Source organism: Rhizobium sp. LC145 (assembly GCF_001005825.1).
In the GTDB taxonomy this organism is placed as follows: Bacteria; Pseudomonadota; Alphaproteobacteria; order Rhizobiales; family Rhizobiaceae; genus Neorhizobium.
This window is the reverse complement of record NZ_LBHV01000003.1, coordinates 197,414-222,240: the sequence shown is the minus strand read 5'-3', so window position 1 is coordinate 222,240 and position 24,827 is coordinate 197,414. Positions and strand designations below refer to the sequence as shown.

Below are 24,827 nucleotides of genomic sequence, written 5' to 3'. Positions count from 1 at the left end.
CCTTCAAATACGAGGGTGGTGGGAAACGGAATTTCAATAAACCCTTCCTAGGATGCTGCCGGGGTTTAAAGGGGCATTCCGTACAGCATCATGGGCAAGAGCCGTGAGATCACGCGCAAGGATAGCGCACCGCGCAGGCGCACGTTGCGGCAGCTCGTTCGCTCGCGCGACGGGGCGGCGGCAATCGAGTTCGCCCTGCTCGCCATTCCCTATTTCCTGATCGTCTTCGCCATCATCGAGACCTTCATCGCCTTCATGGCGGAGCAACTGGTCTCGACCGCTGTCGACAACATGGCGCGCCAGATCAGGATGGGGCAGATCACCTACGGGCTCAACCTCTCCAGCAACAAGGACCGGGACAAATTCCGCGAGGCTTTCTGCGACGAGATATCGATCCTGATCCGATGCAGTGAGGAGGAGATAAAAACCCCTCAAAAGCTTTATCTCGATGTCCGCAGCTTCCCCACCTTCGCCGATATCCCCAAGGAGATACCACGGGTCTCCGACAAGCCCTTCGCCGACCTCGATGCCTTGAACGCAAACCATTATTCCCCCGGCGGGCCGAAATCGATCAACATGGTGCGCGCCTATTACCGCTGGCAGATCATCACCGATCTCGTGCGGCCCTATATCACGACCATCCGGCCGGAAGGGCAGTCCATGCCCACCGATTTCCTGATCGTCGGGACGGCGGCATTCCAGAACGAGGATTATCCGCTGTGACCGAGCCGACCCGAAAGGAAGCCGGATGTCGCGGGATTCTGATGCGGTTGCGAGCGCTCATCGCCGACCGGCGCGGCATGGGCGCGGTGGAATTCGCGCTCGTCGCGCCGCTTCTCCTGATGCTCTACATCACCGTCTTCGAGCTGACGATCGGTTTCAGCGTTTCCAAGCGGGTGTCGCGCGCGGCAACCAGCATCGCCGACCTCGTGACCCAGCAGACAACGGTCAACAAGCCCTATCTCAAGACGATGCTCGACGTCGCCAGAGGCCTCTTCGTGCCCTATGGAACCTCCGGCATCACGATGAAGGTCACCGGTGTGACGATCGATTCCTCCGCCAGCGCCAAGGTCCTGTGGTCCTGGGACCAGAGCGGCGGCAAGCCTTATGCGGCAGGCTCCGCCGTCGCCGTTCCGGAGGGCATGCGGCGTGCCGAGACGTTCCTGGTGCGGGCGGAGGTTTCCGTGCCTCATCAGCTTTTGATGTTCATGCCGGGACTGCTTCCGAGTGCCGTCGAGAACATCACCATCCGGCGCGAATCCTTCTTCCAGCAGCGCCTCGGCAAGGACATCACCTGCTCCGACTGCTGAAAGGCAGCGATACATTGGCCTTTGCCAAGTCCTTTCCCCGACTATATATCCGGTCGAAAATCGATGGCGGCCGATGACGGCCGCAGTTTCAAGCCAGGATGACCTATGGCGCGCGCCTTTCTCTTCGTTCTCGATTCCTTCGGCGTCGGCGGTGCGGGCGACGCCGAAGCCTATGGTGATCTCGGTTCCAATACGCTCGGCCATATCGCCGAGTTCTGCGCTGCGGGGGCTGCCGACCGGGCGGGCCTCAGAAGCGGTCCGCTGAAGCTCCCCAACATGTCCTCCCTCGGGCTTCTCGAGATCGCCAAGCTCGCCAGCGGCAACTATCCCGCCGGCATGCCGATGCCCGAGCGGATCTTCGGCCTGCACGGCGCCGCCAACGAGGTGTCGCGAGGCAAGGATACGCCCTCCGGCCATTGGGAGATCGCCGGCACGCCGGTGATGTTCGATTGGGGCTATTTCGCAACCGAGGGCGATGCCTTTCCGCCCGATCTCGTTGAAGCGATCTGCCGCGAGGGGGATATTCCGGGCATTCTCGGCAATTGCCATGCCTCCGGCACCGAAGTCATCGCCAGGCTCGGAGAGGAGCATATCCGCACCGGCAAGCCGATCTGCTACACGTCCAGCGACTCCGTCTTCCAGATCGCGGCGCACGAAACCCATTTCGGTCTGGAACGTTTGCTCGAGCTCAGCCTGGTGGTGCGCCGCCTCCTCGACCCGCTGAATATCGGCCGGGTGATCGCTCGCCCCTTCCTCGGCGAGACGGCGGAAACCTTCGAACGCACCGGCAACCGCCGGGATTTCTCAGTGCCCCCGCCTGAACCCACGCTCCTCGACCGGCTGACGGAAGCGGGCCGGACGGTGCATGCGGTCGGCAAGATCGGCGACATCTTCGCCCACCAGGGCGTCTCGCGCGTCATCAAGGCGAATGGCAATGCGGCGCTGATGCAGGCCACGCTCGCCGCCATGGACGAAGCTGCAGATGGCGACCTCGTCTTCACCAATTTCGTCGATTTCGACATGCTTTACGGCCACCGCCGCGACGTCCCCGGCTATGCCGCGGCGCTGGAAGCCTTCGATCTCGCCCTTCCGGACATCCCCCGTCGGCTGAAGCCCGGCGCCCTAGTCATTCTCACCGCCGATCACGGCTGCGATCCCACCTGGCGCGGAAGCGACCATACGCGCGAGCGCGTGCCGGTCATGGCGTTCGGTCCGGGCATCCGCTCCCGTTCGATCGGCGTCAGGCCAACTTACGCGGATATCGGCGAAACGGTGGCCGCGCATCTCGGTATTCCCGCCGGCTCGCATGGATGGAGCTTCCTTTGACGGCATACCTGCTGAAAGCCGAAATCCACTGCCATATAGAAGGGGCGGCGCCACCGGCGCTGGCGCAGGCCCAGGCGAGAAAATACGGCGTCGATACTGGCAGCTTCCTGCGCGGCGGCGCCTATGTCTGGTCGGATTTTGCCGAATTCCTCGCCTGCTACGACAAGGTTGCCTCCCTGTTCAAGACGGACGAAGACTATGCGCTGCTGACGGAGACCTATCTTTGTGAACTCGCCGCGGCGAACACGATCTATAGCGAGGTCATCGTCTCACCGGACCACGGCGACCGCATCGGGCTTGGAGCGGACGCCTATATCGCCGGCATTTCGGCGGGCATCCATACCGCCCGCGAAAAGACCGGCATAGAGGCGCGCATCATCGTTACCGGAGAACGGCATTTCGGGCCGGACCGGGTCATCTCCGCGGCCGAATATGCCGCGCGGGCGAAGAACCCGCTGGTCACGGGGTTCAACATGGCCGGCGAAGAGCGCATGGGGAGGGTCGCGGATTATGCCCGCGCCTTCGACATCGCCCGCGAGGCCGGGCTCGGGCTCACCATCCATGCCGGCGAGGTCTGCGGCGCCTTCAGCGTCTCCGACGCGCTCGACCTCGTGAGGCCGTCACGGATCGGCCACGGGGTTCGCGCGATCGAGGATCCGGCGCTCGTGGAGCGGCTTGCCGAACTCGGCACCGTGCTGGAAGTCTGCCCGGGCTCCAACATCGCCCTCAAGGTCTTCCCGGATTTCGCTAGTCACCCGCTGAAGCGGCTGAAGGCAGCGGGCGTGCGCGTCTGCCTGAATTCGGACGATCCGCCCTTCTTCCACACCTCGCTCGCAAGGGAATACGAGATCGCATCGAAGGAAATGGGCTTTTCCGACGCCGAGATCGATGCAATGACGCGCACGGCGGTGGAAGCGGCTTTCCTGGACGAGGACACGCGGGCAAAATTGCTCGCTCGCCTCGACGGCGAGGCCGCGGATGCTGGGGATGAAGCAGTCCACCGCGCCTGATGGCTTGCGTTCGCGGCCATTTCAGGAAAAGAGAAAAGAAACGGAAAGGGAAGCTTCTCATGGAAGGCGTAACGGTCATCGATCATCCGCTGGTGCAGCACAAGCTCACCATCATGCGCAAGAAGGAAACTTCCACCGCCGGCTTCCGGCGTCTGCTGCGCGAGATCTCCACCCTGCTCTGCTATGAGGTGACGCGCGACCTCGAGCTCACCATGGAAACGATCGAGACGCCGATCATGGAAATGCAAGCGCCTGTGCTCGAAGGCAAGAAGCTGGTCTTCGCCTCGATCCTGCGCGCCGGCAACGGGCTTCTCGAAGGCATGCTGGAACTGGTGCCGTCGGCCCGCGTCTCGCATATCGGCGTTTATCGCGATCATGAGACGCTGGAAGCGGTCGAGTATTTCTTCAAGGCGCCGGACAGCATCAATGAGCGCCTCGTCATCGTCGTCGATCCGATGCTCGCAACCGGCAACTCATCGATCGCCGCCATCGACAAGCTCAAGGAACGCGGTGCCCGCAATATCCGCTTCCTCTGCCTGCTTGCCGCCCCCGAGGGTATCGAGAACTTCCGCAAGGTCCATCCGGACGTAAAAATCTATACCGCATCGATCGACAGCCATTTGAACGAGAAGGGCTATATCGTGCCGGGACTGGGCGATGCAGGCGACCGCATGTACGGAACGAAGTAAGCCGGCTGGGTTTTCTTAACCACACTCTCATCGAAGGGCTCGCAGGCACGTTCTGCGAGCCTTTTCTTATGAATTTCCGATTATGAAGTAAGGCGCTACTTCACAAGGGAACGCGCCCATGATCATGCGCAGCCTCGTCTTTGCGGTTGCAACGGCAGCATTGGCCTCGCAGATACCGACGCTGCTGAAGCTCACGGAGCCCGCAAAGCCCGATGCGCCCGCGCAGAACACCAAGGCCGAGCCCATGCAGGTATCAGCGACACCCGGCTCGGTCGTGCTTCGCGCAGACAGGCGGGGTCATTTCAACGGCAGTTTCCGCCTCAACGGCAAGACAGTGGATGGCATGGTCGATACCGGCGCATCGCTGATTGCGATCAACGAAACGACCGCTCGGAAGCTCGGCTTCGGCGCGAACCGCCTCGATTTTCGCCATGTCGTGAACACCGCCAATGGCAGGACGGAAGCCGCTTATGTCGTGCTGGACCGCGTCGAGATCGGCGGCGTGAAAGTACGGGACGTCGACGCCTTCGTGATGCGGGACAAGGCGCTTTCCTCGACGCTCATCGGCATGAGCTTCATGAACAAGCTGAAATCCTACCGGGTGGAGAACGGCTCGCTCAAGCTGATTCAGTAGCTCATCCGATCTTCCGCAGCACGACAGGCGGCGGCGCCGGCGGCCGGTCGGCAAGCGTGAAGCAGCCGGCAAGCCTTGCCGCCATCTGCTCGCCGGCATCCCGATCCGAAGCATGAACGAAGGCGATCGGCTCACCTTTCGAAACCTTGCTGCCGAGCGGCAGGATGCCATCAATGCCTACCCGATGGTCTATGGTGTCGGTTGCCCGTTTGCGTCCGCCGCCGAGTTCGATCACTGCCAGACCGACCTCGCGTGTTGAGCAAGCCGAGAGCCAGCCGTCCTCCGCCGCCAGAACCGGCAATACGACCGGGGCAGTTTGCAGATAGACCTCCGGCCGATCAACGAAATCCGCAGGACCGCCGAGCAGATGCACCATGCGGGCGAAGACCTCCATGGCCTGGCCACCCGCGAGCGCATCGCGAGCGGCCGCTTCTGCGGCCCGCGCATCCGGGTAGAGCCCGGCCTGCACCAGCATTTCCACTGCGAGAGCGAAGACGACAGTATCGAGCCGTGTGCCGACCTTCTTTCCCTTCAGGAACTCCACGCAGTTCCAGATTTCGAGAGCATTGCCCGCCGCATCCGCGAGCGGCTGGTTCATGTCGGTCAGAAGAGCGGAGGTCCGCACACCCGCGCGGTTCGCGACCTCCACCAGAGAGCGGGCCAAGGTCTCCGCCTCATCGAGGCTTTCCATGAAGGCGCCGTTGCCCAGCTTCACATCCAGCACGAGGGTTTCAAGGCCCGCCGCGAGCTTCTTGGAAAGAATGGAGGCAGTGATCAGCGGCACGGATTCGACCGTAGCGGTGACATCGCGGATGGCATAAAGGCGTCGGTCGGCGGGCGCGAGATCGGCCGTCTGCCCGATGATGGCGCAGCCCGCCTCCGCTACCGTTTTACGGAACAACGCATCCCCCGGCGCGATATCGTAGCCCGGAATCGATTGCAGCTTATCGAGCGTGCCGCCCGTGTGGCCAAGACCGCGTCCGGAAATCATCGGTACCGCCAGCCCGCAGGCCGCCGCGATCGGCGCCAGCATCAGCGAAACATTGTCGCCGACGCCGCCGGTCGAGTGCTTGTCGGCCACCGGCCGTCCCGCATCGCGCCAATCCAGGACATCGCCGGAATCGCGCATGGCAAGCGTCAGCGCGACCGTTTCTTCCGGAGACATGCCGCGAAAAAACACTGCCATGGCGAAGGCGGCCGCCTGGCTTTCGGAAATCTCTTCGCTCGAAAGCGCGGAGATGAAGGCGGCTATTTCCTCCGCCGCCAGTTCGGCTCCGTCCCGCTTGCGGCGGATGATCTCCTGCGGGATCATGGACGCGCTCAGTAGCCGGCAGAGACGCGGGCGGAGACACCGCCGCCAAGTACCGCCAGGATATCGTCCAGCAGGCTGGATGCACCGAAACGGAAGGTCGAGGGCATGATCCAGTTCGGCCCCATGATGGTTTCCGCAAGCCTCAGATAGAGATCGGCATCGGCAACCGAACCTATGCCCCCGGCTGGCTTGAAGCCGACGGTCTTCTTCGAATCCCGGATTGCCTGCAGCATGATGTCGGCGGCTTCCAGCGTGGCATTCACCGCCACCTTGCCGGTCGATGTCTTGATGAAATCCGCTCCTCCGGCGATCGCCAGCTCCGAGGCGCGGCGGATATGGGCGCTATCCTTCAATTCCCCGGTTTCGAGAATGACCTTGAGGCAGGCATCCGGGCAAGCGGCCCTGACCGCTTCCACCATATCCGTCACCGCCTGCTCGTCGCCCGCCATAAAGGCGTGGTACGGGATCACCATGTCGATTTCATCGGCACCGTCCGCGATCGCTTGGCCGGTTTCTTCCACGACCGTTTCCACGGGAAGGTCGCCGGAAGGGAAATTCACCACCGTCGCGATGCGAACCGGATGGCCGGCTCCGAGGACTTTCCGAGCATGGGCAACGAAGCGCGGCCAGATGCAGATCGCGGCCGTGTTGCCATAGGGCGTCTGGGCACGAAGGCATAGTTTCTCGATCGCTGCCTCATCGCAGTCGTCACGCAGGTTGGTGAGATCGAGAAGCGAGAGCGCAAAACTCGCGGCCTCGCGCGGCGTGTTGATCTCCATCGTACCTACCTCCCCGGCCGGCGCGCGACCCGGACGAACCGTCAGAGCAGAGTCGGGCGCAATTTACGGAATTGCCGCGACGCGTTGATCTCGGGCGCCACGATCGAGCGGCATAATTTATCGTTCAAACGATTAGAAGCAACCCGCATCGGCGAAGGAGAAGGGCTTATTCTCCCCGCCTTTGGCTTCGCGCCTGATATCCCTAGGCTTTTGCCGACAGCATTTCCTTGAGGATTGCGGCGAGCCGCCGGCCACCGACCGGCGCCATGTCCTTCGTCTCCTCATGGGAGAGTTCGGCTCCCGTCATGCCGGCCGCATAATTGGTGACGACGGAAGCCGCCGCGACCCGGAGCCCGAAATAGCGCGCCAGGATGACTTCCGGCACCGTCGACATGCCGACCGCATCCGCTCCTAGCGTGCGGGCCATGCGGATCTCTGCCGGGGTTTCGAAGCTCGGGCCGGAAAACCACATATAGACGCCCGAAAGCAGCGGTACGCCGCAACGGATCGCGGCATTGCGCATATCCATCGCCAGCTCCTCGTCATAGGCATTGGTCATGCCGACGAAACGACGGTCGCCTTCCTCGCCGACCAGCGGGTTCATACCGGAATAGTTTATGTGATCGGTAATCTGCATGACCGAGCCCGGCGGCATATCCTGCCGCAGCGATCCCGCCGAATTGGTGAGGATCAGCGCCTGCACGCCGAGGCCCTTCAGGACCTCGATCGGGAAACGCATCGCCTTGGCGTCTCCCTTCTCGTAGTAATGGGCGCGGCCGGACAGCATGATGACGGGCTCGCCTCCGAGGCGCCCGGCAACCAGTTCGCCCGCATGGCCGGTAACCCCGCTCACGGGAAAGCCGGAAAGTTCTGCGTAGGGGATGCGCACCGGCTCAGCCACCTCCTCGACCAGCGAGCCGAGGCCGGAACCGAGCACCACGGCATGGCGCGGCACAAGCCCGTTCAATCTTTCCACGAGAAGATCGATGACGTCCTTCATCCGATGACATCCGTTTCGAAGGCGTAGGGTAACAGTTCCGCCATGGTCACCGTCTTCTGCACGCCCAGATCATCGCAGAGATAGATGCGAGTATCGGCGGAGGCGAACTCGGAAATCTTCTGGCGGCAACCGCCGCAGGGCGTGCAGAGCGGCAGCTTCTCGGCGATCACCGCAAGCTCCACGATCTTCCTTCCCCCACCCATGATCATGGCACCGATCGCCGTGGGCTCGGCGCACCAGCCTTGCGGGAAGGAGAGGTTCTCGATGTTGGCGCCGGCATAGACTTTGCCGTCATCGGCCCGGATCGCCGCTCCCACAGGGAACTTCGAATAGGGCGCATAGGCCTTTGCCATGGCGTCGCGTGCGGCTTCGAAAAGATCGTGGGCCATAGGTCAGCGCTCCTTCGTGTAAGGCACCCCACCAGCCTTCGGGGGGCGGGCGACGCCGATGAAGCCGGCGAGCAGGATGCAGGTGAGTACATAGGGCAGCGCCTGGAAGATCTGCACCGGCACTTCGCCTATCCCCGGCACCACCTTGCCCTGCATGAAATTGGCGACCGCATCCAGGAAGCCGAAGAGCAGGCAGGCGAACATCACCGGCACCGGACGCCATTTGGCGAAGATCAGCGCCGCGAGCGCGATATAGCCCTTGCCGGCCGACATATTGTTGATGAAGGCGGCCGATTGGGCAACCGCCAGATAGGTGCCCGCGAAGCCGCACAGGAAACCCGCGAGGATGACCGCGCGATAGCGCATCCACGGCACCGAAATACCGGCAGTGTCCACCGCGCCCGGATTTTCGCCGACGGCGCGCAGACGCAGGCCGAAACGGGTACGATAGAGAACCCACCAGGAGAGTGGCACCATCAGGAAAGCGATATAGGTGAGGATATTGTTGCCGGATATGACGTTGGCATAGAGCGGGCCGATGAACGGCACCTCCCGCATGGCATCGACGCCGGGCAGGATGATCGGCGCGAAACGCCCCTCGCCCGGCACCTGCGGCGTGCGGCCGCCCTGGCCGAACCAGGCCTGGCCGAGCACGATGGTGAGACCGGCGGCCACGAAATTCAACGCCACGCCGGAAACGATCTGGTTGCCCCGGTTGGTGATCGAGGCAAAACCATGGATCAGCGAAAATGCGATCGATACGGCGATGCCGGCAAGAAGGCCGAGCCAGGCATTGCCCGTCATATACGCGACGCAAGCGGAGGCGAAGGCAGAGGCGAGCATCTTGCCTTCGAGCCCGATGTCGAAGATTCCGGCGCGCTCGGAAAACAGCCCCGCAAGTGCGGTGAAGAGCAGCGGGATGGAGAGCCGGACAGCCGAACCGAGGATGCTGACGAGGATATCAAAGAATTCCATGGCCTCATTTCCCCGCGAACTGCTGGTAGAGCCGTACCATGGCCGGGCGCAGCATGTATTCCAGCGCGCCGGCGAAAAGGATCACGAGGCCCTGGATGACCACGATCATGTCGCGGGTGATGTTCGGCATCTCGAAGGAAAGATCGGCGCCGCCCTGATAGAGAATGCCGAAGAGCAACGCGGCGAAAAGAATGCCGACGGGATGGCTGCGGCCCATCAACGACACTGCGATGCCGACGAAGCCGGCGCCCGCCACGAATTCCACCTGCAGACGCGCGGAAGCGCCCATCACCACGTTGAGCGCCATCATGCCCGCGAGCGCTCCGGAAATCAGCATGGCCACGATGACCGTGCGGACATAGGGAACGCCGGCATAGACGGCGGCGGTCGGGCTGACGCCCAGCGTACGCATCTCATAGCCGAGCTTCGTTCGCCAGATCAGCACCCAGACGAGGAAGCACATGACGAGCGCGATGACGAAGGAGACGTTGAACGGCGCCGGTCCAAGCCTCAGCCCGAACAGCGCCATCAGCCAGTCGAGCTTGGGCAACTGTCCGCCCGGCAGAAAAGTGCGGGTTTCCGGCGCCATCTTGCCCGGCACGATGAAGACGTTGACGAGCAGATAGACCATCAGCGCCGCAGCGATGAAATTGAACATGATCGTCGTGATGACGATATGGCTGCCGCGCTTGGCCTGCAGCCAGGCCGGAATGAACGCCCAGGCCGCGCCGAAGATCGCCGCGCCGGCGATGGCGAACGGCATGGTCACGTACCACGGCACGTAACGATCGAGCGCAAGCGCTACGAGCGCCGCACCCAACCCGCCGATATAGGCCTGCCCTTCCGAGCCGATGTTGAAGAGGCCGGCATGGAAGGCGACGGCCACCGAAAGGCCCGTGAAGATGAAGCTCGTCGCATAGAACAGCGTGAAGCCGATGGCGTCTCCACGGCCGAGCGCGCCCTGCACGAGGAATTTCAGCGCCTCGAACGGATTTTCGCCGATCGACCAGATGACAAGACCGGAGAAGAAGAAGGCCAGCATGAGATTGATAAGCGGGATCACCCCATAGGAAATCCACGCCGGGAGCGGAACGGAGGCCGTGCTCATCGAAAATCCGCCGTCCCCGCAATCATGCGGTCCTTCACCATGCCCCCTGCACGCATTCCATACTCCAAACCAGAACCCTCACGTCCCTGTCGCATCACGCCGCGATACCCGCCATCATCAGCCCGAGCGTCTGCTCGCCCGCATCCGCTTCCTTCTCTCCCACGATCTTTCCGGCAAACATAACCAGGATGCGGTCGGAGAGCGACCTGACCTCATCGAGTTCCACCGAAACGAGAAGGATCGCCTTGCCGGCATCACGCATCTCGATGATGCGGCGGTGGATGAACTCGATCGCGCCGATATCGACGCCGCGCGTGGGCTGGCCGATGATCAACATCTTCGGATCGCGCTCTATCTCTCGCGCCACGACGATCTTCTGCTGGTTGCCGCCGGAGAAATTCGCGGTCTTGAGCCGAGGGTTCGGGGGGCGGATATCGTATTTGGCGATCTTCTCCTCGGCGTCCTTGCGGATCGCCTCCAGATCGAGCAACGCGCCTTTGCCGTATTGCTCGTTTCGGTGATAGCCGAGGATCGAATTCTCATATTCCTCGAACTTCAGCACCAGGCCCATGTGGTGTCGGTCTTCCGGGATATGGGCAAGCCCCAGATCGCGCAGGCGCGCCGGATCCACATTGGCCGCCGGCTGACCGTCGATGAAGATTTCACCGGACGTCGGCTTGCGGATACCGGCGATCGCCTCGAGAAGCTCGGACTGGCCATTGCCGGCCACACCGGCGATGCCGACGATCTCGCCCGCCCGCACATCGAAGGAGACGTCATCGACCATGGTGACGCCGCGGCTATCCTTCACCGTCAGGTTACGGACGGAGAGCAATACCGAACCGGGCTTGGCCTCGCCCTTTTCCACGCGCAGCAGCACGCGGCGGCCGACCATCAGTTCGGCCAGTTCCTCGACCGTTGTTTCGGCCGTCTTGCGGGTCGCCACCATCTCGCCTCGGCGCATGACGGAGACCGTGTCGGTGATCGCCATGATTTCGCGCAGCTTGTGGGTGATGAGAATGATCGTCTTGCCCTGGTCGCGCAGCACGCGCAGAACCTTGAAGAGATGATCGGCCTCGGCCGGGGTCAACACGCCGGTCGGCTCATCGAGAATGAGAATTTCGGCGCCCCGATAGAGCGCCTTCAGGATTTCCACCCGCTGCTGCCGGCCGACCGGCAGCTCTTCGATCACCGCATCCGGATCGACCTCGAGGCCGTAATCGTCCTCCAGCCGCTTCAGCTCCTTGCGGGCGCTTGCGACGCCCTTCGCCAGAAGCTGGCCGCTCTCGGCGCCGAGCATGACATTTTCCAGCACGGTGAAATTCTCCACCAGCATGAAGTGCTGATGGACCATGCCTATGCCGGCGGCGATCGCCGCCTGGCTGTCGCGGATCGCGACCGGCTTGCCAAAGATGCGGATCTCGCCCTCATCGGCATGATAAAAGCCGTAGAGGATCGACATCAGCGTCGATTTGCCGGCCCCATTCTCGCCGATGATGCCGTGGATCGAACCCTTGGCCACCGTCAGATTGATATTCTTGTTGGCGTGCACAGCGCCGAATTTCTTGTCGATGCCGACAAGCTCGATAGCTGGCTCCTTGGAAGGTCCGAGGCTCAATGATCCGCCTTTCCGCATATGAAAAAGGGCGCATGGCGATTCAGATTCACCATGCGCCCCTTAAAGCAGGCCTTAATTCGGGCAGGAATTATCCGACATGTAGTCGTGCACCTTGACCGTGCCGGCGACGATGTCGGCCTTGGCCTTGTCGACCGCAGCCTGCATCTCGGCCGTGATCAGCGACTTGTTGTTGTCGTCGATCGCCGCCGAGACGCCGTCTTCCTTGATCCCGAGCGCCTGGACGCCGGGCGTGAACTTGTCGCCCTGGGTATCCTTGTAGGCATTATAGACGGCGAGATCGACGCGCTTGACCATGGAGGTCAGCACCTTGCCGGGATGCAGGTGGTTCTGGTTGGAATCCACGCCAATCGAGAACTTGCCGTTGTCGGCGGCGGTCTGCAGCACGCCGAGGCCACTTGCACCGGCCGCCGCGTAGATCACGTCGGCGCCCTGATCGATCTGGTTCTTGGTGAGCTCACCCGCACGCACCGGATCGTTCCAGGCCGCACCCGTGGTGCCGACCATGTTCTGGAAAATCTGCGCGTCGGCCTTGGCGGCTTTCACGCCCTGCACGTAGCCACAGGCGAACTTGCGGATCAGCGGGATATCCATGCCGCCGACGAAACCGAACTTGCCGGTCTTGGACGCCATGCCGGCGAGCAGGCCTACCAGATAGGAGCCTTCTTCTTCCTTGTAGACGACGGAGCGGACGTTCGGCAGATCGACCACCGAATCGACGATGACGAATTTGGTATCCGGATATTCGGCAGCGACCTTTTCCATCGCCGAGGTCCAAGCGAAGGAGACGGCGACGACCGGGTTGAAGCCGCGGCTCGCGAAGTTGCGAATCGCCTGCTCGCCCTGCGTGTCGCTGGTCGGCTCGAAATCACGATAGTCGATGCCGGTTTCCGCCTTGAACTTCTCGGCGCCGGCATGAGCCGCTTCGTTGAAGGATTTGTCGAATTTGCCGCCCGTGCCATAGACCAGCGCCGGCTGAACTTCCGCGGCAAACGCGGTCGCCGACATCGCGGCCAAGGCAAAAAGACTGAGTAGGGTTTTCTTCATCGTGCAGCCCTGTTTTTTTAACTGTTAGGTCCTCCCGCAAGCCCGTTGACCGGGCATATTGCGGCTACCGCCCCTCTTCGAAGGCTTGGCTTTGCGCACTCTTGCATGGGTTCTGGAAAATTTCACCAGATTTTTTTCAGTTGGTAAAAAACGATCATCCTGCTCAAAACTTCAACAAAAAAGCCGCGGGACTGATTAAATCCGCGGCTTCGAAGTACATTTTCGTCGCTCGTCTTTCAACCCATCGGGCAAGAGACGCCGGTTCCCTTGAGACCGCAATAGCCGCCGGGATTCTTGGCGAGATATTGCTGGTGATAATCCTCGGCATAGTAGAATTCCCCGACTGGGGCGATCTCCGTGGTTATACGCAGGCTCCGGCCCGACGCGTCCAGCGCCGCCTGAAAGGCGTCGAGCGCGGCCTTCGCCTCGGCCTCCTGCTCCGACGTCGTGGTATAGATGGCGGAGCGGTAGGTGGTGCCGATGTCATTGCCCTGGCGCATGCCCTGAGTCGGATCGTGCTCCTCGAAGAAGACCTTCAGCAACTGCCCGTAGCTGACTTCCTTCGGATCGAAGACGACCTTCACGATCTCGGCATGGCCGGTGAGGCCGGTGGTAGTCTCATGATAGGTCGGGTTCGGCGTGAGCCCGCCGGAATAGCCCACGGCCGTGACGTGGACGCCGGGGATCTTCCAGAACAGCCGCTCTGCGCCCCAGAAGCAACCCATGCCGAAATAGGCCACTTCCGACCCCTCCGGATAGGGGCCCTTGAGGGAGCGGCCATTGACGAAATGGTGTTCCGAGGTCGGGATCGGCGCCGTCCGTCCCGGCAGCGCGGTTTCGGCCGTCGGCATGACAGTCTTCTTGCTGAGCATATCGATTACGAACATCTTTTCCTCCAAGCTCGACCGCCGATAGTTCAGGCGGAAAACCGCCCGGCGAACCGCGGCCTGCGATAGCCGATCATCCATAAAATAAGGGCGAGCGCCAGAAAGACGGCAAATGCCGGCTGTGCCAGAACAGGCGCCACGAACGACCGCCAGATATCGGGAGATATATAGGTATTGGCCTGCATTTCCGCCACCACCAGGCTTTCCGGGCTCAGATTCAGCCAGGCATTGCCAAGGCTTGTCACGACGACCGAGGAGGCGGAAACCGAGCGGATCGAATCCAGAGTGCCCGCGGCAACGGCGGCCACCAGCGCCAAAAGGCTCAGGAAATGGACAAAGCTTCGCATGTGACGGCTCCTGTCGTCATGTCAACCATCCGCAACTGCCTGGAATTGCGCGCGAATATATGAAGAAATAACGCCGCCACGCATGCTTGGCAACGAAAGCGGCCAGGTTTCGCAAGCGGCTGTCAAAAATCCTTCAGATTCGGGTTGATCCTTGGAAAGGGATCGGTATATATCCCGCCCGACCGCTGCATGCCTTTGGTGCGCAGCCCTTTTCCAAAGGACAGGTGGCCGAGTGGTTGAAGGCGCACGCCTGGAACGCGTGTATACGTGAAAGCGTATCGAGGGTTCGAATCCCTCTCTGTCCGCCATTCCCTTGGATTTTCCAAAGCATTGCTGTTTTGTGGCTAATCGCGCCCCTTAGTCCTCTGTCTCCGACGGAGGAACGATGACGGCTCTGCCGGGGCCGATCGGCTTTCCGTCATGGGTCAGAATATCAAGCCGGATGGGCTTTCCGGTTTCGCGATCGACCAGCGTCGAGTGAACCTCGCCCGGTGCGAACAGATAGCGCTCCCCCCATTGGCGCAACGCAACCATCACCGGAAACAGGTCGCGGCCCTTGTCGGTCAGATGATATTCCTGATGAGCCCCGCCGTCAGCGGGCGCAACCGGTATCAGAATGCCGCGCTCGACCAGCGTGCGCAACCGTTGGGCAAGAATGTTCTTGGCAATGCCCAGGCTCTTCTGGAATTCGCCGAAACGCGTCAGCCCGTCGAAGGCATCGCGGACGATCAGCAGGGACCACCAGTCGCCGATCACATCCAGCGACCGCGCGCTCGGGCAATAATCCCCGCCGAAACTCTTGCGCCTGACCATGGGCCTCCTTTCACACCATCGTGATAACGGTTGCATTATAAAACCAAACTGCTATCGATCAAATGGTTTCGTTATTAAACCATTCAAGGAAGAACCATGCGATTCGACAGCGAGGAGAAGCTGGCTAACGCCAGCGGCGAGATATACAGCCCGGAAACGCCGGTTCATGATCAAGACGGCAAGCCGCTTGCTAGTAACCAGAAGGACCGATCCCTTTCACCGGGCCTGACATTGCTCTTCGCCGTGGCGAGCGGTCTGGCGGTTGCCAACGCCTATTTCGCCCATCCCATGCTCGATGTGATGGCCGACGATCTCGGCTTATCCCGCGCGCATGCAGGCCTCATCGTCGCGGCAACACAGATCGGCTACGGATTGGGGCTGATCCTGCTTGTCCCGATCGGCGATCTCGTCGATCGTCGCAAGCTCGTGATCGTGCAGTCGCTTCTCTCGGTCCTTGCGCTGCTCTCCATAAGTTTTTCCTTCACCGGCCCCATGCTGCTGGTTTCCATGGCCATCATGGGGTTCCTTGCGGTCCTGACGCAGGCCTTCGTCGCCTATGCGGCCACCCTTGCCCGACCGAGCGAACGCGGCCACGTGGTCGGAACCGTCACGGGCGGCATCGTGCTCGGCATATTGCTTGCCCGCACCGTCGCCGGTGCCCTCACCGACCTTTCAGGCTGGCGGACGGTCTATCTCGTTTCCGCTTTTCTGACGCTCGTTATCGTGGCTGTGCTCTACAAACTGCTGCCGGGACAGGAGAAACCCGTCGAGCCGATGTCCTACCCACGTCTCATCGGCTCGCTCTTCAACCTTCTCGCGACCGAACCGGTGCTGCGGATCCGCGGGATCATCGCCATGCTGATCTTCGCCAATATCACCACCTTGCTGACGCCGCTGGTATTGCCGCTGAGCGCACCTCCGTTCTCGCTATCGCATACCGCGATCGGCCTTTTCGGGCTGGCGGGCGCGGCGGGAGCAATCGGAGCGACGAGAGCAGGCCGCTGGGCGGATCGCGGCTTCGGCCAACGCGTCACGGGCATGGCCCTTGCGCTCATGCTGGCCGCATGGCTACCCATTTCACTGCTTCCCCATTCGATCCTGTGGCTTATCCTCGGTGTCATCGTCATCGATTTCGGCTTGCAGGCGGTGCATGTGACCAACCAGGCCATGATCTATCGCGTGCGGCCGGAAGCGCAGAGCCGGCTGACCGCCGGTTACATGGTCTTCTATTCGATCGGCAGCGCCATCGGATCATCGTCGTCCACACTTGCCTATGCGCATGGCGGATGGACAGGCGTCTGCCTGCTCGGCGCCGGCATCAGCGGATTGACGCTCGCTTTCTGGGGACTGACGCTCCGCGCAATGCCGGCGGGCTCGGTTCGTGCGCTTTCATGAGGCGCACTCGGCCCCACCTCCAAGCCATCGCGGCTTACTTGTATTCGAGCTCCCTGCTCCTCTCGCCGGCGACGGCGGCGCGAAGCTCGTCCTCGTCCAGCGTCTCCTTCTCCAGGAGGAGGCGTGCCACCCGTTCCAGAACGTCCCTGCGTTCCTCGAGCAGAGCCACAGTGCGGTCGAAGGTTCCGTCGACGATGCGACGGACCTCCTCATCGACCGTCGTGGCGGTCTCGTCGGAATATTCTTGCTCCTGCGGCCCGTAATAGGGCTGGTCAGTGGAAAGATAGGAGCGCCGGTCCTTCTCCAGCGCCACATGGCCGAGCTTTTCGGTCATGCCATAGCGGGTCACCATGGCGCGGGCGATATCGGTGACCTTGATGAGGTCGTCGGCCGCGCCCGTCGATAGATGCTTGTAGACGATCCATTCGGCCGCCCGTCCGCCGAGCAGGACCGCCATCTTGTTCTCCAATTCCTCGCGGGTCATCAGGAACCGGTCCTCGGTCGGCCGCTGGATGGTATAGCCGAGCGCACCGATGCCGCGCGGGATGATCGAGACCTTGTGCACCGGGTCCACGCCCGGCAGCGCCATGGCGACGAGCGCATGGCCCATCTCGTGATAGGCGACGATCTCCCGCTCTTTCGGGTTGAGGAGCCGGTTGCGCTTTTCCAGCCCCGCCACGATGCGCTCGATCGCGTTGTTGAAATCCTCCATGGTGACTGCTTCCGCCTGGCGCCGGGTGGCAAGCAGCGTCGCCTCGTTGACGAGATTGGCGAGGTCGGCGCCGGTGAAGCCCGGTGTCAGCGAAGCGATCTGCTCCACGTCGACTTCCGGAGCGAGCTTCGCTTTCTTGAGGTGGACGTTCAGTATCTGGATGCGACCGGGCTTGTCCGGTCGGTCCACCAGCACCTGGCGGTCGAAGCGGCCAGCCCGCAGCAAAGCGGGGTCGAGGATTTCCGGCCGGTTGGTGGCGGCGAGCAGCACTAGACCGGTCGAGGAATCGAACCCGTCCAACTCGACAAGAAGCTGGTTGAGGGTCTGCTCCTTCTCGTCGTGACCACCCGCCATGGGGCCGATGCCGCGGGCGCGGCCGAGCGCGTCGAGCTCGTCTATGAAGATGATGGCGGGCGCCTTGGCACGCGCCTGCTCGAAGAGATCGCGGACCCGCGCTGCGCCGACACCTACGAACATTTCCACGAACTCGGAGCCGGATATCGAGAAGAACGGCACCTTGGCCTCGCCGGCGACGGCTTTGGCGAGCAGGGTCTTGCCGGTGCCGGGTGGACCGACGAGAAGCACTCCTTTCGGCATGCGCCCGCCAAGCCGGCCGTAACCCTTGGGGTCCTTCAAGAAATCAACGATCTCCTTCAGCTCGTCCTTGGCCTCGTCCACGCCGGCGACATCCTCGAACCGCACGCCGGTATCGGATTCGACATAGATCTTGGCGCGGCTCTTGCCGATCTGCATCAGGCCGCCGCCCGGACCGCCGGTCATCCGCCGCAGCATGAACATCCACACACCGATGAAGAGCGCCACCGGAATGACCCAGGACAGGATATCGCGCAGAAAAGTGCTTTCGATCTGGCCTGTCACAACCACGCCATGCTGCTGGAGCTGCTGGGCAAGATCCTGCTCCACCCGGGTCGTCACGAAATAGGGCCGCTCGTTCTGCGGCTCCCGATAACGCCCCTGGATGAACCTGTCGGAGACGGAGACTTCCGCGATTTTTCCGGCCTGCAGATCCGTCTCGAACTGGCTATAGGGGATCTGCGCGACCTGCTGGGTCGTGGCGAAGAAATACTGGAACAGCATCAGGGCGAAAAACGCCGCGACCCAATACCAGACGTGAAACTGCGTCTTCTTGTTCATCTCCAAGTCCCCTCGGGGCAAATGCTCTGCCTATGATCTTGGTCACTCGCCGGCTTCGGCAAGACATAGGTTCGAGATGTCGGTTCGGGCGCATGGAAATCACGGCGCGGGCCGGAAGTTCACGCTCGGGATTCGCCAGTATTGTTCTCCTGACCCAAGTGACATCAAGATTTTCCGGAGTGATACTCAAATTCTATTGAGCGCTCCATTTTCCCAGTCGCACAGCATTTCACGCAAAAACACAAGGTGAACCGGAGCCCGGAACCGGTTTGCCAGCGGCGGGTTAGCCCATCATAGGTTCAATCAGAGGAGAAGACCTATGAGAAACATAATTCTTGCCGTTGGAGCCATCGCCATTACTTCACTTGGCTCGAGCGCACTAGCCCAGGAAAGCACCGTTACGGGTGCGGCCGGGGGTGCCGTGACGGGTGCGATCGTCGGTGGTCCCGTTGGCGCCGCAGTCGGCGGCATCGTTGGTGCCGCAGCCGGCACGGTGATCGATCCGCCGCCGCGTGAAGTCATCACCTATGTGGAACAGCAGCCGGCGCCGAGCGCCAGCGTCGTTGTGGAGCAGCCGATCGTCGTCGGCAAGCCCATACCCGAGACGGTGGTACTGACCCCGGTACCGGACCACACCGACTATGCCTATGCGGTGGTAAACGACCAGCGCGTCATCGTCGATCCGAGGACCCACACGGTCGTTCAGATCATCGAATAAACCATGAAAATCGAGCAGGCTCCGTGCATGCGGAGCCTGTTTCGCTCTTCACTCGATCGACCGTCAGACGAAAACCGCCTGATCCACCCGATCTTCCTGGCCAAAGAATTTGAGATAGCGCTCGACTTCCTTAGGATCGCCCGTCGCCTTCTGCGGATTGTCCGAAAGCTTGACTGCCGGACGGCCATTGGCGCTGCTGACCTTGCAGACGATCGAGATCGGTTTCAGCCCATCGATCTCCAGAGGAGCGCAACCGGCAAAATCGTTGGTGAGATTGGTGCCCCAGCCGAAGCTCATCCGCACACGGCCCTCGAAATGCTTGTACGTGTCGATGATGGCATCCACGTCCAGGCCGTCGGAGAAGATCAGCATCTTGCTTTCGGGATCGCGCCCCATCTTCTTCCACCAGGCGATGATCTTCTCGCCTCCTTCGATCGGCGGGGCGCTGTCGGGGCGAAAACCCGTCCAGTCGGCCACCCAATCCGGCGCGTCGCGCAGGAAGGCTGCGGTTCCGAAGGCATCCGGCAGCACGATCAGCAGGTTGCCGTGATAGAGCCGGTTCCAATCCTTCAGAACCTCGTACGGAGCCGCGTGCAATTTCTCGTCGCTATCGGCAAGCGCGGCCAGGACCATCGGCAGTTCATGAGCGTTGGTGCCCACCGCCTCGAGATCGGAATCCATGGCGAGCAGCACGTTGCTGGTGCCGGTGAAGGCGGGACCTATACCTTCTTTCAGGGCTTCCACGCACCAGCGCTGCCAGAGGAAGCTGTGGCGACGCCGAGTGCCGAAATCGGAAATTCTCAACCCCGGAAGGGTGCGCAGACGCTCGACCTTCTCCCACATCTTGGCTTTGGCCCGTGCATAAAGCACGTCCAGCGTGAACAGGCCGAGCGAGCGCATTGCTGCCCGCGAGCGCAGCTCGTTGATGATGGCGAGCGCCGGGATTTCCCAAAGCGTGGTTTCCATCCAACGCCCATGGAAATGCAGCTCGTACTGGCCGTCGCGTTTGGAGAGCTCGTATTCCGGCAGGCGGTAATCCGCGAGCCAATTGAGAAATTCCGGTTCGAAAATCTGCTTGCGGCCGTAAAAGGTATTACCCGCAAGCCAGATCATCTCCTTCTTGGAGAGCCTCACATCGCGGGCATGATCGAGCTGCTCGCGCAGTTCCCCTTCATCGATCTCCTCCGCCAGGCGGACGGACTTGGTGCGGTTAATGAGGGAAAAGGTGGCATCGACCTCCGGATAGAGCTTCCAGATCATCTGCAGCATCAGGAGCTTGTAGAAGTCCGTGTCGATCAGGCTGCGGATGATCGGGTCGAGCTTCCAGGTGTGATTGTAGACCCTGGTTGCGATATCGGTCTTGGTCATGCCTGCCCTCGCCTGCGCTCCCCTTAGCGGAAACGCTCCTCAGCATCGATAATCCAGAGGCGGCGGCAACCGCCCCAGGGCAGACTTATCGAAAAAAACGCGCGGGAAGTCCATAGCATCCAGCTATGGCGTGCTCGGGGGCCGCGCGTCCGGATTGGCCGGCGTGGTGTCGCCTGCCGGCGGTGTCGCCGTCTGCTCCGCGGGCGGCTCGGTCGTCTGCCCCCACCATTCCACAGCGCCCCATGCGATGAACGCCAGGATCAGGCCGCTCACCAGCACGATCAGGACGGGCCGGCCCGTTCGCGCCTGACGCGCCTCCGTCGGGCTCATCGGTTCCTCGATCGGAGAGCCGATCGGATGGGGATGGGACGACGATCTGTCCTTGGTGTCCATGATCTCGCTCCTTGTCCTGCCGGATTTTCTACCGGCTCCGACATTGGAACGAATGGAAACGGGCGAATGTTCCCGATCAGTAGCCAGTGTTCCGGTCCACCAGATATTCCAGCGGCTCGCCCGTCTCCAAGCGGCTGATCTGACCTTCCACATGGCGGAACAGCGCCCGCACATCGGAAGCGGCCGCCGCATGCGGTGTCACTACGACATTCTCCATGCTCCAGAAGGGGCTTTCCAGCGGCAGAGGCTCGGTCTCGAACACATCGAGCGAGGCGCCGCCGAGAACGCCGCTTTCCAGCGCTGAGAGAATGTCGGCCTCCACCTGGCTGCCGCCGCGACCGGCATTCAGGAATACGGGTTTTCCAAGCGTACCGCCCTGCCGCAGCTTCGAGAAAACCGAGGCGTTGAAGATGCCGCGCGTTTCCGGCGTCAGCGGCAGCAGTCCGACCAGGATATCCGTGCGGGCGAGGAAGGCATCCAGCTCAGCCCCATGGAAGGTCTCGATGCCTTCGACTTCCTTTTTGCTGCGGGACCAGCCGATGACGTTGAAGCCGAGCGCCTTCAACTTGGCAGCGGAGTCCTGGCCGAGAATGCCGAGCCCCATGATGCCGACCGTCACTTCCGACGCCTCGGGCTGTGGAAGTTCGAGCCAGCGGCGCTCACGCTGCTGCTTCAGGTAAGTGGGCACCTGCCTCAGATGCGTCAGGCATTGCAGCACCACCCATTCGCTCATGCGGGTGGTCAGGCTGTGATCGACGAAACGCACGATCGGGATGTCCGGCAAATCCGGCAGCGAGAGAATGTGATCGACCCCGGCACCGCCGGAGAAGAGGACCTGCAAATTCGGAGCCCGCGAAAACAGATTGCGGTCAGGCTTCCAGATCACCGCATAGCGTGCTCCCGTCAGGTCCGCATCCGGATCGGAGGCGTGAAGCACTGCCCTGGCTTGAAACGCCCCGGCCAGCGCGGCCTCGACTTCGGCACGATCGAATTTTAGGTCGATGACGACCGGACTGTTATCGGGCATGGTTCACCTGGTCGATTATTGCTGTATGCCGCCGTTCTCGACGGCTTCGAGATCGAAGGCCGCCGCCATCAGGGCGCGGGTATATTCCTGCTTGGGCGCCTTGAAAATCTCATCGGCCGGCCCCTCCTCCATCACCTTGCCGAGACGCATGACGATGACATGATTGGCGAGCGCCTTCACGACCTTCAGATCGTGACTGATAAAGAGATAAGCGAGATCGTGCTTTTTCTGCAGGTCCCGCAGGAGATCGACTACCTGCGCCTGCACGGTCATGTCGAGCGCCGAGGTCGGCTCGTCGAGCATGACGAAACGCGGTTTCAGGACCATGGCTCGGGCGATCGCGATGCGCTGCCGCTGGCCGCCGGAGAATTCATGCGGGTAGCGCCAGCGCGTCGCGGGATCGAGCCCGACCTCCGACAGCGACCAGGCGACCCGTTCGTCCCGCTCCCGCTCGGAAAGCGCGCGCTCGTGCACCTTCAGGCCCTCGGCGATGATATCTCCCACCGGCATGCGCGGCGAGAGTGAGCCGTAAGGGTCCTGAAAGACCACCTGCAGCCGGTCACGCAGAGGGCGCATCTCCTTGAAGGAATATTTGCCGATATCGTTGCCGATGAAGGCGATCCTGCCTTCGGACGAGATCAATCGCGCCAGCGCCAGGCCGAGCGTCGTCTTCCCGGAACCCGATTCGCCGACGACGCCGAGCGTCTCGCCCGCCCTGAGCTTCAAGTTGACGCCGTCCACGGCTTTCACGTGATCGACTACCTTGCGCAGGAAACCCGCCTTGATCGGAAACCAGACGCGGATGTCCTCGCCTTCCATCACTACCGGCCGGGAGGGATCGGCAGGCGGCGGCTCGCCGCGCGGTTCGGAAGCCAGCAGATGGCGTGTGTATTCGTGCTTGGGGTTGACGAAAACCTCCTCCACGGGGCCGGTCTCGACGATCTTGCCCTTGGTCATGACGCAGACCCGATCGGCGAATTTCCGCACGATGCCGAGATCATGGGTGATGAACAGCATGGACATGCCGTGATCGCCCTTGAGACGGCGCAAAAGATCGAGGATCTGTGCCTGCACGGTCACGTCGAGCGCGGTCGTCGGCTCATCGGCGATCAGCAGCTTCGGGCGGTTGGCGAGCGCCATGGCGATCATCACGCGCTGGCGCTGCCCGCCGGATAGCTCGTGCGGATAGGCCTTCAGGCGCTTCTCGGGCTCGCGGATGCCGACCTGGTTCAGGAGTTCGAGGACGCGCGTTCGCGCCGCCTCGCCGGTGATGCCCTGATGCAGGTCGAGGATTTCGCCGATCTGCTTCTCGATCGCATGGAGCGGATTGAGCGAGGTCATCGGCTCCTGAAAGATCATGGTGATGTCGTTGCCGCGCACATGGCGGAGTTCCGCTTCCGAAGCTTTCAGGAGGTTCTTGCCGCCGAAAAGGATTTCGCCGGACGGATGGCTCGCCGCCGGATAAGGCAGAAGCTTGAGAACGGAATTGGCCGTCACCGACTTGCCAGAGCCGGATTCGCCCACCAGCGCCATCACTTCGCCGGGCATGATGTCGAAGGAAACGCGGTCGACGGCAAGCGAGGTGTTTTCACCTTGATGGAAGGCTACCGAAAGATCGCGGACGGAGAGGAGAGGTTCTGTCATCGGCTCACCGGAACGTCTTTCTGGGGTCGAAGGCATCGCGCACCGCCTCGCCGACGAAGATCAGCAGCGACAGCATGATCGACATGGTGAAGAAGGCCACAAGCCCGAGCCAGGGCGCCTGCAGATTGTTCTTGCCCTGGGCGATCATCTCACCCAGCGAGGGAGAGCCGGGCGGCATGCCGAAACCTAAGAAATCCAGCGAGGTGAGCGTTGCGATCGAGCCGGACAGGATGAAGGGCAGGAAGGTGAGCGTCGCCACCATGGCATTCGGCAGCAGGTGGCGGAACATGATCGTCCCGTTGCCGACGCCGAGCGCGCGGGCGGCCCGCACATATTCGAAATTGCGCGCCCGCAGGAATTCGGCGCGCACCACGCCGACGAAACCCACCCAGGAGAAGAGCAGCATGATGCCGAGCAGCACGAAGAAGCCGGGCGGCAGGATCGCGGCGATGATCAGCAGGATGTAGAGCACCGGCATGGACGACCAGATCTCGATGAACCGCTGCAGGAGAAGGTCCGTCCAGCCACCGAAATAGCCCTGCACGGCACCGGCCGTCACGCCGATGATGGCCGAGCAAATGGTGAGCGCCAGCCCGAACAGAACCGAGACGCGGAAGCCGTAGATCGTACGCGCCAGCACGTCGCGTGCCTGGTCGTCGGTGCCGAGCCAGTTCATGTTGCCGAGAATGCAATTCGGGTCCTGATCGCCCGCCGGATAGGCGCTGCAGCGGTCGCCCTCCGGCATCAGCCAGAAGGGCGGCGTCGGCGCCGAATGGGGAATGTTGGAATTGACCGTCTGGTAGGAGTAGCGGATCGGCGGCCAGATCATCCAGCCATTGGCATCGATTTCCTGTTGGATGAAGTCCGAACGATAGTCGGTCGTGGCGAGGAAGCCGCCGAACTTCTCCTCCGGATAATCCACGAATACCGGATAGAGGATTTCGCCCTTGTAGGAGGCGACGATCGGCCGGTCATTGGCTATGAATTCCGCAAGCAGGCTCAGCACGAAGAGGACCATGAAGATCCAGAAGGACCAGTAGCCGCGCTTGTTGGCGCGGAAATTGGCAAGCCGCCGGCGGTTGGTCGGCGAAATCCAGGGCTTTTTCGGCGGAGCGGCGGTTTCCCTCACCGAGGTTGCGACGGGCGCCTCCAT

25 protein-coding genes and 1 tRNA gene are annotated in these 24,827 nt (G+C 62.0%); 9 read left to right on the top strand and 17 right to left on the bottom strand.

Features of this window, described 5'->3' with window-relative positions:
* The first annotated feature begins 90 nt into the window (after positions 1–90).
* The 6 genes from YH62_RS09385 (at position 91) to YH62_RS09360 (ending at position 4,969) form a co-directional block, all read left to right on the top strand.
* The gene (locus YH62_RS09385; protein ID WP_046793938.1) at positions 91–723 is read left to right on the top strand and encodes a TadE/TadG family type IV pilus assembly protein; all 633 of its coding nucleotides are present in this window, start codon (positions 91–93) and stop codon (positions 721–723) included.
* Between the two features lie 41 nt (positions 724–764).
* Positions 765–1,310 (top strand): TadE/TadG family type IV pilus assembly protein, encoded by a 546-nt coding sequence (locus YH62_RS09380; RefSeq protein ID WP_046794312.1) that lies wholly within the window; start codon positions 765–767, stop codon positions 1,308–1,310.
* Between the two features lie 105 nt (positions 1,311–1,415).
* Positions 1,416–2,636 carry a phosphopentomutase gene (locus YH62_RS09375; protein ID WP_046793937.1) on the top strand — a complete coding sequence of 407 codons (1,221 nt, stop codon included), beginning with the start codon at positions 1,416–1,418 and terminating at the stop codon, positions 2,634–2,636.
* The gene (locus YH62_RS09370; RefSeq protein WP_046793936.1) at positions 2,633–3,646 is read left to right on the top strand and encodes an adenosine deaminase; all 1,014 of its coding nucleotides are present in this window, start codon (positions 2,633–2,635) and stop codon (positions 3,644–3,646) included. Before YH62_RS09375 ends, YH62_RS09370 begins: the two co-directional genes overlap by 4 nt.
* A 59-nt stretch (positions 3,647–3,705) precedes the next feature.
* Positions 3,706–4,335 (top strand): uracil phosphoribosyltransferase, encoded by a 630-nt coding sequence (upp, locus tag YH62_RS09365; RefSeq protein WP_046793935.1) that lies wholly within the window; start codon positions 3,706–3,708, stop codon positions 4,333–4,335.
* A gap of 118 nt (positions 4,336–4,453) precedes the next feature.
* Positions 4,454–4,969 carry a TIGR02281 family clan AA aspartic protease gene (locus YH62_RS09360; RefSeq protein WP_046793934.1) on the top strand — a complete coding sequence of 172 codons (516 nt, stop codon included), beginning with the start codon at positions 4,454–4,456 and terminating at the stop codon, positions 4,967–4,969.
* A gap of 1 nt (position 4,970) precedes the next feature.
* Here YH62_RS09360 and deoA read toward each other — a convergent pair whose 3' ends face one another.
* From deoA to YH62_RS09310, 10 genes are all read right to left on the bottom strand, one after another.
* Positions 4,971–6,281, bottom strand: a complete 1,311-nt coding sequence (deoA, locus tag YH62_RS09355; RefSeq protein ID WP_046793933.1) for a thymidine phosphorylase — start codon at positions 6,279–6,281, stop codon at positions 4,971–4,973.
* 8 nt (positions 6,282–6,289) lie between these two features.
* Positions 6,290–7,060, bottom strand: coding sequence for a deoxyribose-phosphate aldolase (gene deoC / locus YH62_RS09350; RefSeq protein ID WP_046793932.1), 771 nt, complete (start codon positions 7,058–7,060; stop codon positions 6,290–6,292).
* A gap of 202 nt (positions 7,061–7,262) precedes the next feature.
* Complete coding sequence (locus YH62_RS09345) at positions 7,263–8,060, bottom strand: purine-nucleoside phosphorylase (RefSeq protein WP_046793931.1); 798 nt, start codon at positions 8,058–8,060, stop codon at positions 7,263–7,265.
* Positions 8,057–8,449: a cytidine deaminase gene (locus YH62_RS09340; protein WP_046793930.1), complete on the bottom strand. Its 393-nt coding sequence runs from the start codon at positions 8,447–8,449 to the stop codon at positions 8,057–8,059. Before YH62_RS09340 ends, YH62_RS09345 begins: the two co-directional genes overlap by 4 nt.
* 3 nt (positions 8,450–8,452) lie before the next feature.
* Complete coding sequence (locus YH62_RS09335; protein WP_046793929.1) at positions 8,453–9,424, bottom strand: ABC transporter permease; 972 nt, start codon at positions 9,422–9,424, stop codon at positions 8,453–8,455.
* A gap of 4 nt (positions 9,425–9,428) precedes the next feature.
* Positions 9,429–10,532, bottom strand: coding sequence for an ABC transporter permease (locus YH62_RS09330; protein WP_046793928.1), 1,104 nt, complete (start codon positions 10,530–10,532; stop codon positions 9,429–9,431).
* Positions 10,533–10,626: 94 nt separating this feature from the next.
* Positions 10,627–12,168, bottom strand: a complete 1,542-nt coding sequence (locus YH62_RS09325) for an ABC transporter ATP-binding protein (RefSeq protein WP_046793927.1) — start codon at positions 12,166–12,168, stop codon at positions 10,627–10,629.
* A 54-nt stretch (positions 12,169–12,222) separates the two neighbouring features.
* Positions 12,223–13,215, bottom strand: a complete 993-nt coding sequence (locus YH62_RS09320) for a BMP family ABC transporter substrate-binding protein (RefSeq protein WP_046793926.1) — start codon at positions 13,213–13,215, stop codon at positions 12,223–12,225.
* A 236-nt stretch (positions 13,216–13,451) separates the two neighbouring features.
* Positions 13,452–14,102: a peptide-methionine (S)-S-oxide reductase MsrA gene (gene msrA, locus YH62_RS09315; protein ID WP_046793925.1), complete on the bottom strand. Its 651-nt coding sequence runs from the start codon at positions 14,100–14,102 to the stop codon at positions 13,452–13,454.
* Between the two features lie 29 nt (positions 14,103–14,131).
* The gene (locus tag YH62_RS09310) at positions 14,132–14,449 is read right to left on the bottom strand and encodes a hypothetical protein (protein WP_046793924.1); all 318 of its coding nucleotides are present in this window, start codon (positions 14,447–14,449) and stop codon (positions 14,132–14,134) included.
* Positions 14,450–14,667: 218 nt separating this feature from the next.
* Between YH62_RS09310 and YH62_RS09305 the strand changes: the two genes are divergently transcribed.
* Positions 14,668–14,757, top strand: a tRNA-Ser gene (locus YH62_RS09305).
* 49 nt (positions 14,758–14,806) lie between these two features.
* Here the strand turns inward: YH62_RS09305 and YH62_RS09300 are convergent.
* On the bottom strand, positions 14,807–15,262 hold the full coding sequence (locus YH62_RS09300) for a helix-turn-helix domain-containing protein (protein ID WP_046793923.1): 456 nt from the start codon (positions 15,260–15,262) through the stop codon (positions 14,807–14,809).
* A gap of 96 nt (positions 15,263–15,358) precedes the next feature.
* Here YH62_RS09300 and YH62_RS09295 point away from each other — a divergent pair, with 96 nt between their 5' ends.
* Entirely contained in the window at positions 15,359–16,657 is a 1,299-nt protein-coding gene (locus tag YH62_RS09295) for an MFS transporter (RefSeq protein WP_082118309.1), read from the top strand.
* Positions 16,658–16,691: 34 nt separating this feature from the next.
* On the opposite strand, the gene ftsH is transcribed toward YH62_RS09295, so the two are convergent.
* Positions 16,692–18,524 (bottom strand): ATP-dependent zinc metalloprotease FtsH, encoded by a 1,833-nt coding sequence (ftsH, locus tag YH62_RS09290; RefSeq protein ID WP_046793922.1) that lies wholly within the window; start codon positions 18,522–18,524, stop codon positions 16,692–16,694.
* Positions 18,525–18,843: 319 nt separating this feature from the next.
* Between ftsH and YH62_RS09285 the strand changes: the two genes are divergently transcribed.
* Positions 18,844–19,242 (top strand): DUF1236 domain-containing protein, encoded by a 399-nt coding sequence (locus YH62_RS09285; protein WP_046793921.1) that lies wholly within the window; start codon positions 18,844–18,846, stop codon positions 19,240–19,242.
* Between the two features lie 63 nt (positions 19,243–19,305).
* Here YH62_RS09285 and pncB read toward each other — a convergent pair whose 3' ends face one another.
* From pncB to YH62_RS09260, 5 genes are all read right to left on the bottom strand, one after another.
* Positions 19,306–20,610, bottom strand: coding sequence for a nicotinate phosphoribosyltransferase (gene pncB, locus YH62_RS09280; RefSeq protein WP_046793920.1), 1,305 nt, complete (start codon positions 20,608–20,610; stop codon positions 19,306–19,308).
* A gap of 123 nt (positions 20,611–20,733) precedes the next feature.
* Entirely contained in the window at positions 20,734–21,003 is a 270-nt protein-coding gene (locus tag YH62_RS09275) for a hypothetical protein (RefSeq protein WP_082118308.1), read from the bottom strand.
* 76 nt (positions 21,004–21,079) lie between these two features.
* On the bottom strand, positions 21,080–22,030 hold the full coding sequence (locus YH62_RS09270; RefSeq protein WP_046793919.1) for a glyoxylate/hydroxypyruvate reductase A: 951 nt from the start codon (positions 22,028–22,030) through the stop codon (positions 21,080–21,082).
* 15 nt (positions 22,031–22,045) lie between these two features.
* Positions 22,046–23,674 (bottom strand): ABC transporter ATP-binding protein, encoded by a 1,629-nt coding sequence (locus YH62_RS09265; protein ID WP_046793918.1) that lies wholly within the window; start codon positions 23,672–23,674, stop codon positions 22,046–22,048.
* Positions 23,675–23,678: 4 nt separating this feature from the next.
* Positions 23,679–24,827, bottom strand: coding sequence for an ABC transporter permease (locus YH62_RS09260; protein WP_046793917.1), 1,149 nt, complete (start codon positions 24,825–24,827; stop codon positions 23,679–23,681).